This is a genomic window from Micromonospora sp. NPDC005806 (genome assembly GCF_042871425.1).
Lineage (GTDB): Bacteria > Actinomycetota > Actinomycetes > Mycobacteriales > Micromonosporaceae > Micromonospora.
Genome location: NZ_JBIAIL010000083.1, coordinates 1 through 8,759, shown reverse-complemented (window position 1 = coordinate 8,759; position 8,759 = coordinate 1). Strand labels below are relative to the sequence as shown.

General features: G+C 67.5%; 10 protein-coding genes and 3 pseudogenes. 5 read left to right on the top strand and 8 right to left on the bottom strand.

Going from position 1 to position 8,759, the window contains the following annotated elements; translation table 11 throughout:
- A pseudogene (locus tag ACFYOS_RS36025) lies at positions 1 to 101 on the bottom strand (ABC transporter); the annotation flags it as partial.
- A gap of 228 nt (positions 102 to 329) precedes the next feature.
- A complete protein-coding gene (locus ACFYOS_RS36020) occupies positions 330 to 671 on the bottom strand; it encodes a hypothetical protein (protein ID WP_387151706.1) in 342 nt (113 codons plus the stop codon).
- Between ACFYOS_RS36020 and ACFYOS_RS36015 the strand changes: the two genes are divergently transcribed.
- Positions 615 to 1,211 carry a LysR family substrate-binding domain-containing protein gene (locus ACFYOS_RS36015; RefSeq protein WP_387151704.1) on the top strand — a complete coding sequence of 199 codons (597 nt, stop codon included), beginning with the start codon at positions 615 to 617 and terminating at the stop codon, positions 1,209 to 1,211. The genes ACFYOS_RS36020 and ACFYOS_RS36015 overlap by 57 nt on opposite strands.
- Positions 1,212 to 1,382: 171 nt before the next feature.
- On the opposite strand, the gene ACFYOS_RS36010 is transcribed toward ACFYOS_RS36015, so the two are convergent.
- A complete protein-coding gene (locus ACFYOS_RS36010; protein ID WP_387151709.1) occupies positions 1,383 to 1,952 on the bottom strand; it encodes a site-specific integrase in 570 nt (189 codons plus the stop codon).
- Positions 1,953 to 1,984: 32 nt separating this feature from the next.
- Between ACFYOS_RS36010 and ACFYOS_RS36005 the strand changes: the two are divergent.
- Together ACFYOS_RS36005 and ACFYOS_RS36000 are read left to right on the top strand one after the other, a co-directional pair.
- Positions 1,985 to 3,235, top strand: a pseudogene (locus ACFYOS_RS36005) (ATP-binding protein); the annotation flags it as partial.
- A gap of 45 nt (positions 3,236 to 3,280) precedes the next feature.
- The gene (locus ACFYOS_RS36000) at positions 3,281 to 3,484 is read left to right on the top strand and encodes a GNAT family N-acetyltransferase (protein WP_387151701.1); all 204 of its coding nucleotides are present in this window, start codon (positions 3,281 to 3,283) and stop codon (positions 3,482 to 3,484) included.
- A 292-nt stretch (positions 3,485 to 3,776) separates the two neighbouring features.
- Here the strand turns inward: ACFYOS_RS36000 and ACFYOS_RS35995 are convergent, their stop codons facing one another.
- The 3 genes and pseudogenes from ACFYOS_RS35995 to ACFYOS_RS35985 all read right to left on the bottom strand — a co-directional run.
- Entirely contained in the window at positions 3,777 to 4,451 is a 675-nt protein-coding gene (locus ACFYOS_RS35995) for a hypothetical protein (protein ID WP_387151699.1), read from the bottom strand.
- Between the two features lie 191 nt (positions 4,452 to 4,642).
- Positions 4,643 to 5,893, bottom strand: coding sequence for an IS110 family transposase (locus ACFYOS_RS35990; protein ID WP_387151695.1), 1,251 nt, complete (start codon positions 5,891 to 5,893; stop codon positions 4,643 to 4,645).
- Between the two features lie 268 nt (positions 5,894 to 6,161).
- Positions 6,162 to 6,293: pseudogene (locus ACFYOS_RS35985) on the bottom strand (GntR family transcriptional regulator); the annotation flags it as partial.
- 12 nt (positions 6,294 to 6,305) lie between these two features.
- Here ACFYOS_RS35985 and ACFYOS_RS35980 point away from each other — a divergent pair.
- Both ACFYOS_RS35980 and ACFYOS_RS35975 read left to right on the top strand, forming a co-directional pair.
- On the top strand, positions 6,306 to 6,440 hold the full coding sequence (locus tag ACFYOS_RS35980) for a hypothetical protein (RefSeq protein ID WP_387151712.1): 135 nt from the start codon (positions 6,306 to 6,308) through the stop codon (positions 6,438 to 6,440).
- A gap of 836 nt (positions 6,441 to 7,276) precedes the next feature.
- Positions 7,277 to 7,615: a hypothetical protein gene (locus ACFYOS_RS35975; RefSeq protein WP_387151692.1), complete on the top strand. Its 339-nt coding sequence runs from the start codon at positions 7,277 to 7,279 to the stop codon at positions 7,613 to 7,615.
- A gap of 310 nt (positions 7,616 to 7,925) precedes the next feature.
- Here the strand turns inward: ACFYOS_RS35975 and ACFYOS_RS35970 are convergent, their stop codons facing one another.
- The gene (locus ACFYOS_RS35970; RefSeq protein ID WP_387151690.1) at positions 7,926 to 8,234 is read right to left on the bottom strand and encodes a hypothetical protein; all 309 of its coding nucleotides are present in this window, start codon (positions 8,232 to 8,234) and stop codon (positions 7,926 to 7,928) included.
- A gap of 284 nt (positions 8,235 to 8,518) precedes the next feature.
- Positions 8,519 to 8,759, bottom strand: a 241-nt coding sequence (locus ACFYOS_RS35965) for a hypothetical protein (protein ID WP_387151687.1), incomplete at its 5' end; no start/stop codon positions are given.

Here is an 8,759-nt window from a genome sequence, read left to right as displayed (position 1 = left end):
AACACCGTGCCCGCACGAACATCAAAATCGATACCGTCGAGCACCACCTTGTCCTTATAGGCCTTCCGCAGTCCTGAGACCGCAATCGCTGAAGTCGTCATGCGGCCAACTATCGGGATCCGCCCTGTCACCGGCCTGACGCGCCCCTGACACGGGGTTCTTGTCGCCGATGACGAGCTCACCGGGGCGGGCGGGTCGGCGCAAGACTTGCTCTGCGGCCTGCTAGTCCTGATTGGTGCTCATCCCTGGTTTCCTTTCTCCGTCTCGGCATTGGGTATGGTTGATGCCACGGTGGTTGCCATCACGGCAGGGGCATGGGGCGTGACGGTTCAAACGGCATCGAGGGCTCCGGTGATCTTGCGGGCCATCTCAGCCATGGTGGGGCTGGGCTCGCCCCGGTTGGCCTGGGCGGCTGCCTCGACGGCGACGGTGACGGTGCTGCGGAAGTTGTCGGCGCTGCCCTGTTCGAGCGGACCAGCCGCGGCGTGCGGCTCACCCCGCTCGGCGAGCGGCTTCGCGACCGGCTCGTCGCGGGCTACCGCGAGATCATGGCAGGCATCGATGAGGCTGCCGCCGCCGCTCGCGGGCAGGTCGGCACCCTGACCGTCGGCACCATGTCCACCCACCACCTGGAGATCGCGGCCGTCCTCGATCTGTTCCGACAGCGGCATCCGCAGTGTGAGCTGCGCATGCGCGAAGTTCTCCCCGCCGACCCGTTCGGCGGGCTGCGCGCGGGCCGGATCGACATCGGGCTGCTCTGGCTACCTGTCCGCGAGCCCGACCTCGCCGTCGGGCCGCAGCTGTACACCGAGCAGCTGGTGCTGGGTGTCGCCGCCGATCATCCGCTGGCCGGTCGGGACCGGGTCGAGATGGAGGATCTCGGCGATCACCCGGTGGCGGATCTGGAGGGGCCTATTCCGAGCTATGTGTGGGAGGCGCACACCCCGTTCGTGACACCGGCCGGGCGGCCCATCCGACGCGGAACCGCCGTGTCCACGCTCGAGCAGGCCCTCACGGCGATCGGCGCCGGCAGCGTCGTATCCGCCATCGGGTTGCACGTGGCCGCCTACCGGCAACGCCGTGACATCACATTTGTGCCCATCACCGATGGACCGATCCTGCGGTACGCGCCGGTGTGGCGCAGCGCCAGTGAAACCCCGCTGGTCCGCGCCTTCGTCCAAGCCGCCGGGGACGCGCAGAACACCACGTAGCGCAAAGAGGCGCTGTCGCAGGTCACGGTCACGTCGGGGTGGCGCGGAAGGTCGGGAAGCCGGGACTCCTACTTCCAGCGGAACTGGACGAACCGAGGAAGACCACGACGTTGACCTGCGACGCTACGCCGGCCCGAAACGGTGGGAACAGATCGGGCACAACCCGGCACCTCACCGGGCGACCGCCAGCCGAGCACCTGATAGAGCCGCGTCGACCAGGTTCCGCGTCCGGTCGATCGCCTCTGGCCACTCCCCCGCGTATGTGTTGAGGGTGATGATCGGCGTGGCGTGCCCAAGCGCCATCTGAACCGTCTTCACGCTCGCCCCGCCATGGATCAGCAGCGTGGCGAAGTAGTGACGCAGCCCGTGATAGCCGAACCCCTCCGGTACCCCGTCGACCGCTTCAACGGCCTTCTTCCATGGGTGCGCCCACCCGGTTCGCTGGATCGGGTTGCCGCGGCCGCTGGTGAACAACAACTTCGCATTGCGAGTTACCGGCTTGCGTGGGTTCGTCTCGTCGACAATCTCCACGTCGACCGGCGGGAAGAGTTCGATGTGCCGGGCGAGCGCGTCGGCGACCACCTGGCCCATCTCCACGGTTCGCCGGCTGGTCGCAGTCTTCGGTGGCGCGAGCCGTGGCGAGCCACCTGGCGGGGTGACTACCTGCTGAACAACGCGGATCTCTCGGCGCAAGAAGTCGACGTGGTCCAGCTCCAGGCCCCAAGCTTCGCCCTGACGCAGGCCGGCGTGACGCTGTGTAGCACGCGGAGCGCGGGCCAGGCGGCTCGGGGAAGACCAGGCTGGCCACGGAAACCGCGCGGACGTTGCTCGGGGACCTGCCGGACGGGGCCTGGCTGGTGGACCTCGCGGCCATCGGCGCCGACGGTGACGTGGCGCAGTCGACGCTTGCCGGGCTCGGCCTCCAAGACGCTCTGCTCGGCGGGGCACCGGACGCGGATCTGACGGATCGGCTCATCGCCGCGATCCGCGAGCGGACGATGTTGCTGATTCTGGACAACTGCGAGCACGTGATCGAGTCGGCGGCGGCGTTCGCCCATCGACTGCTCGGGGAGTGCCGGCGGCTGCGGATCCTGGCGACGAGCAGGGAACCGCTCGGCATCACCGGTGAGGCGCTGTGGCGGGTCGCGCCGCTGGCCTTGCCGGCGGGGGACGCCGGCCCTGACGAGATCGAGTCCTCTGCCGCCGTCCGGTTGCTGCTGGACCGGGCGAGCGCGGTGCGCAGGGATGTCGCGGTCGACGCCCACACGTTGTCGACGATGGTGCGCGTTTGCCGTGCGCTGGACGGGATGCCGCTGGCGATCGAACTGGCCGCGGCCAGGTTGCGCACCATGTCCATCGATCAGCTCGCCCACCGGCTCGACGACCGGTTCCGCCTACTGACCGGCGGCAGCCGTACCGCGTTGCCGCGGCACAGGACACTACGCGCGGTGGTCGACTGGAGCTGGGAGCTGCTCACCGACGCCGAACGGATGGTCCTGCGCAGGCTCTCGGTGTTCTCGGGCGGGGCGAGCCTGGAAGCGGCCGAGCGGGTCTGCGTCGGCGACGGGGTCGAGCAGGAGCAGGTGCTCGAGTTGCTCACCTCGCTGGCCGAGAAATCGCTGCTGCTCACTGAGGGCGACAGCGCACCGCGCTACCGGATGCTCGGCACGATCAAGGAGTACGCCGGGCACCGGCTCGCGGAGGCCGGGGAATTCGACGTGGCGCGCCATGCGCATCTCGCCTACTTCACCGAACTCGCAGAGACCGCGGAGCCGCAGCTTCGCCGCGCCGAGCAATTGGAATGGCTCGCCACGCTCGATGTCGAGCACGACAACATCAGTTCTGCGATGCGTGGTGCGCTCGCGGCCGGCGAGGCGCACGCGGCGATGCGGCTCGCGGCGGGCGCCGGCTGGTACTGGTGGCTCGGCGGGCACAAGGTCGAAGGCATGGAGCTGATCACCGCGGCCATCGAAACGCCCGGCGAGGTGACCGATGAGATCCGGGCCACGGTGTACGCGCTCATCGGCAGAAGCGGATAGGGCAGCCCTGCCCCTGGACGTGCCCAAGGCGTGGGCGACCACCTCGTGCGGGCGGTCCAGCAGTGGGCCGGGCTGGTGGGCGCGCGGACGCTGCGGCTGGCCGTTGTAGAGGGCAACAAGATCGCCTGGGCCCTCTACCGGCGGAACGGTTTCCGCGACACGGGTGAACGCGGCGACCTCATGCCCGACGGTGTGCGCCGCGAGCACCTCATGACGAAGAGCCTCGTAGGTTAGCGGTCGGCCGTCGGGTCGTGGGGCTCCGACCGGAGGTCGCACAGTCGTTAGCCAGCGAACCGGCCATCGCGTAACCCATCTGTGAGGCTCGCGGTGGTGGTCCTGGGTGGGCTGCTGCCAGTATCGGTGCCGGTGATCAGGGCTGACTCATAACGCATCTGGCCGTCATGCGGAGTACGACAGGCCGGCTGCCGGCTGCCGGCTGCCGGCTGCCGGCTGCCGAGTCCCACCACATGCTTGACGAATCCGTCCCAGCTCATGCTTGACAATGATCTAGCGAAGCGGTGATAGGTCAGGACTGGTACTTGCTGCGATATCTGGATCGTGGTGAACGGGGGAGCCGCCGCCGAACGAGGTGACCGTCAGTCACGCAGGGCGTGAGTCCGCCTGTAACCCAGCACAGGACGAGGGTCGCGACGAGACTCACGAGCCCGGTGATTTGCCAGAAGCGGGCGTCAGCAACTTCGCTTGGGGTTTCTGGTGCGATGAGGCCGCTGGGGTCGACCAGCACAGTCATCGTCTCGCCTACGGCGAATTCGTCCGAGTCCCGGCAGATGTCGCCAAAGATGGGACTGCCGTCGGTGCGCTGCACGCGGTAGCAGTGCTCTTCCCCGCGGCCGACATGGCTGGCGTCGTGGTCCACGACTGTCGCCACCACCGGCTGCCCTCGCAGATCCAGCACAGTGAGCCGGGGGGCAAACATCATCGCGATCACCCAGAAGACGGACGCGACGAACGCCGCCATCGCGACGGCCTTCACCGTGAGTGAAGCGCCCCTCCACACGGTTTGGGTCAACACAAGTTGGCTAGCAACCACCAATGCTATGACCGACGAGATGACAGCCAGCCACCCCGACCAGGCGAACAGGCTCGCGAGCGCCGCGATCCCGCCGGGAGCGGTGAAGCAGGCGATCAAGGAAAGCCGGTGGCGACGCGCGGTGCCGGAAAGAGGGCGTGAAGCTGTCACGGCCTGGATTGTGGCGCGGGCTTGCAAAGAGCAGCAGGCCCCCACGGTCAGGCCCTCATGCAGGACACGGACGGTCCATCAGTTGTGGATCATGTCCGGCATCTGCTGAGGCGCCGGTCTCAAGCATCTCCCGTGACAGGACACCGGCCGGCTGCCGGAGTGCCGGGCTCCATGGGGTAGTGGGGTTGGGCTCAGGCGGCGAGTGGGGTGAGTTCGGCTTGGTCGCCGAGGTCGTGTAGTTGGCGTAGCGGGTGGTTTTTGCGGGTCTCGGGGTTGTCTCGGTGGGTGTAGTAGTCGGCGCCGAGGTCGGTGTAGGTCGTGTTGTTGGCGAGTGAGTGCCAGGCGATGACGAGGATGGTGTGGGCGATGGCGACGGCGGCTTTCTTGCTGTCGGTTTTGCCGAAGCGTCGGTGGAGTCGGCGGTAGCGGGCGCCGAGTCGGGTGCGGGTGCGGGAGGTGGCCCAGGCTGCTTCGACCAGCACGGTGGCGAGGTCGGGGTTGCCGTGGCGGGTGGTGCCTTTTCTGCGTTTGCCGGCTGATTCGTGGTTGCCTGGGCAGAGGCCGGCCCAGGAGGCGAGATTGGCTGGGGTGGGGAAGCGGGTCATGTCGACCCCGATCTCGGAGATGATCGTCTGCGCTGCGCGGTCACCCACGCCCGGGATGGTTTTGAGCCGGTCCCGCTGCGCGGCGAACGGGGTGATGACTTCCTCGATGCGGGTGTCGAGCTTGCCGCTCATGTCGTTGAGGTGGTCGATGTGGGTCAGGTGCAGCCGGCAGAGCAGGGCGTGGTGGTCGGCGAACCGGCCTGCGAGGGCGAGGGTGAGGTCGGGGATCTTCTTGCGCAGCACCCCTCTGGCCAGGTCAGCCAACACTACGGGGTCACGTTCGCCGGCGATGAGGGCTTCGATCATGGCCCGGCCGGAGACGCCGGTGGCGTCGGAGGCGACGGAATCGAGCTTGATGCCGCCGTCTTCGAGGACCTTGTGCAGCCGTTGGGTCTCCCGGGTGCGTTCCTCGATCAGCTTCTTGCGGTAGCGGGTCAGTTCCCGGATCGCGGCGATGTCGGCGGGCGGGATGAAACTGCCACGCAGCAGCCCCACCTCGCACAGCTCGGCCAGCCACACCGCGTCGGAGGCGTCGGTCTTGCGGCCCGGCACGTTCTTGACGTGGTGGGCGTTGCACAGCAGGACCTTCAGCCCGTCGGCCTCGGCGAGGGCGTGGAAGACGGGCCGCCAGTACACGCCGGTGGCCTCCATCGCCACGTGCGTGATCTGCTCGGTGAGCAGCCAGACAGCCATCTCCCGCAGCGCGCTGTAGAACGTCGGGTACTTGCGTACCTGCTGGCGGCGCTGCCCGGCCTGCCCGCCTGGGACCCGGACCGCCACCGTGATCTGCTTCTTGTGCACGTCGATCGCCGCGACCCGCGGATACACGATCTCCACGACGCCTCCATGGTGGAGTCGAGCCGACAAGGCGTCGCCCGCGGAACCCGCGAAAGATCAAGAAACTCAGACACGCGCTCACAGCGGCAACCCGGAGTACCTACCGGGGCGGGCTCCAGCGTCACTCTTACAAACGGGCTTGCAGGTGCCAAGCTCTGTCGACGTCAGCGGGTGACGCATCGAGTTTCACAAACCCGCGGGTGCCCTGCCAGGGGCATCTTCCTCTTTACAACCGAGGGGTCGCGGTCGCGGCGGCTGGGCCCGGCAGCTATTCGGCGACGAAGACGCCCGCGCCGGGCGGCGTATCGGTCATCCCCTTGATCCGTAGGACCTGCATAGCGCGGTCGATGATCGGCTCTGTTACGCCGTAGTGCTCGATCAACTCTCGCCAGCTGGGGAGTACGCCGACGAGGTGGGCGGTGCAGACGGCTGGAAGAAGGTGGCGGACCAGTACCTCCAGCCCGGCGCGCTTGACGTAGAGAAGTTGCACCACTGCTACTACCTGTTCTACTCCCAGTCCCAGCACTTCAACCCGGACCTGCTGTGACCGCGCCCGACAGCGGCCCGCTTCGTTGGCTGCACACGGACTCCGACCTGCGCGTCTTCCTGACCTGATGCGCCAGGACTGGTCGGTCGCCGCGTCAGCGACGGCCGCGCGGGTGCTGCGGCGGCTTTGGATCGTCCGGTGGTGGCGGTGGTAACTCGTGGCCCACCTCGTTTGCCGGCGTCGGCTGCTTCGGGCCGCGCCCGTAACGCACTACCCAAAACGCGATGAACGCCACAATCACGACAATAAAAAAGAAGCATGCTATCCCCCCGGTGATGCCCATATCGCGAAATTATCGTGTTGTGCACAGCGGGGGACTCGGTTTCGAGGATGCTCGATCAGGTGGGCGGCCGCCTCGACCAAAGGGCGACGACCCGGCCACCGGCGGCCGGCCCAGGAGGCGAGTGCCCGACAACCGGGTCCGCGCCCGTTGCGTGCCCGATGTTGAGGTCTCCCCGGCAGCTGGGTGACTATTTGGTTGACGATCGGGACGGACGCCAGCGGACCGTCGCGGACACTGGGGGATCGTCCTGGCAGCTCAGCGGCTTCGGAGCCGCAGGTCAGCGTCCGGTGTTGGTTGCCTGGGCGTCAAGGGGTCGACGAGGACCAGGTCCAGGCCGTCGGAGGCCGATCGTCAAGCGACCAACGACGACCGCTGGTGACGACGTCTGCCCAGGCAACCAGGCGTATCGGCCCGATCACCAGGCCAGCCGGGTCCTTCTTACCTGTAGTTGGTGAACTGATGTTTGTCTGGCGCAGTTGCCCCCAATCAGCCTCTACTGACTGGTGCTGAACGGTCTCTGGCTGTCGATTGACGCGAAGCACTATGGTGCTGCATGTTCTTCGACGTCGAGGTGAACCTGCCGTGGTGGGTGGGCCTGCTGTTCCTGGCCGTCATGCTGGCCATCGCACTGCCGGGTGCTGTACCCCTGGCGTGGGCGGCGGCGCATCGCTGGCAGCGCCACCGCGTGCTCGCGGCGCTGACCGCTGCGTTGGTGGGCGCTGGGACAGTGGCGTTCGGCTTCGTGTTGGCCGACAAGCTTGCCCCGGTCTTCTTCCCGCCGCATACACCAGTGCCAAAGGCGTACTGGGTCGGCCCGTACCTGCCGGCGTGGCTGATCGCGTGGAGCGTGTTCGCCACGCGGAACCGACCTGAGTCGTGCCCCCCGCGCTGATGCCCGAGCACGCCATCGACCGTCGGGTTGCCTGCACGCCCCCCGTACGAGGCTGCCTGAATGCGGCAGGCATCGATGGATGCTTTGAGTGACGCCGGAAACCGTAGCGGCGACCTGACATCAGCCGTTGACATCAACGGTGGCGGCCGGGGCCGGACCAGCGCGAACGGATGTCGCCTCCGGGCCGGGCCCCGTGGACGTCAGCGGACGCTACGGCTCTCGCCGGAAACGCCTTGTAAGCGAGACGTCGCGGACCCTAACGGTGAGCAGCCCCAGCCTTCAGGCTGTCATCGACGCTCGCGACCCCTCGCTACGTTCCCGGTTGCCCGCAGTAGGGCTGGCCGCGCGTGCCGTCCCGAGCGACCGAGAGGGATGCTTCGTGAGTGGCCCCCGGCGGGAGCGCTTGGGCCCAGTAGCGGCCGGGCTTGCCGTCTGCACTCTCACCCCGGATCCCGGTCAGAAAGGATGAGATCTCCTGGTCGACCAGGAAGACGACAATACGGAAACGCTGGTTCACGTCGCCTTCGCCGCCAAATGTGTCTGTCGCCCGCCATCGACCGTTGTCGTCGTAGGTGGCTTGCGCGAAGAAGTATCTTCCGCCTGAAGAGGTGTGGGCCATCCACAGCGCCTTGCCCTTGATACCGGGGAGCGGAGCCCCGCATCGTGGCGCACCTCGACAGCGTTCCTGACTCGGGAGGGTCGACTTGGATCTTTTGCCGATCCTCGCTCGCCGCGCCGGGGATGGTCCAGTTGAAGACGTCTCTGGCAAGCGCACCGAGAGCAACGATCAGTGCCACGAGTTCGATCCAGGCGACAGTGCGCGCCGACAGCAGCCTGCGCCTGTACGTGCGTGGTGTGGTCACGCCGTGACTGTAGGTCTGGCTTGCAAGCCTTCGGCGGCCCTCAAATAAGCGACGGCCGCAACCCGCCCGCCGTTACTGGGCCGCCGCCGAGCGCCTCGCCGGCAATCCACGGGTTCAGGAACAGATCCGGCACAACTGAGCGCGAGTAACGGCAGAGGACGCCGGAAACCGACGGAAGGCGTTTCAGCAGGTCATCCCTGAAGGAGCGGGGCCGGTCAAGGGGTGTGCTGGCCTTGCTTTGGGTGTTCTCCGTCGTGTTGTGGGCGCGCCGAGGTGAGGCG

Bases quoted from the DNA above. Each gene is read 5' to 3' on its own strand.
- ACFYOS_RS36020 (WP_387151706.1), bottom strand. From the start codon at position 671: ATGCCGCTGTCGGAACAGATCGAGGACGGCCGCGATCTCCAGGTGGTG.
- ACFYOS_RS35975 (WP_387151692.1), top strand. From the start codon at position 7,277: ATGTTCTTCGACGTCGAGGTGAACCTGCCGTGGTGGGTGGGCCTGCTG.
- ACFYOS_RS36015 (WP_387151704.1), top strand. From the start codon at position 615: ATGTCCACCCACCACCTGGAGATCGCGGCCGTCCTCGATCTGTTCCGA.
- ACFYOS_RS35970 (WP_387151690.1), bottom strand. From the start codon at position 8,234: ATGGCCCACACCTCTTCAGGCGGAAGATACTTCTTCGCGCAAGCCACC.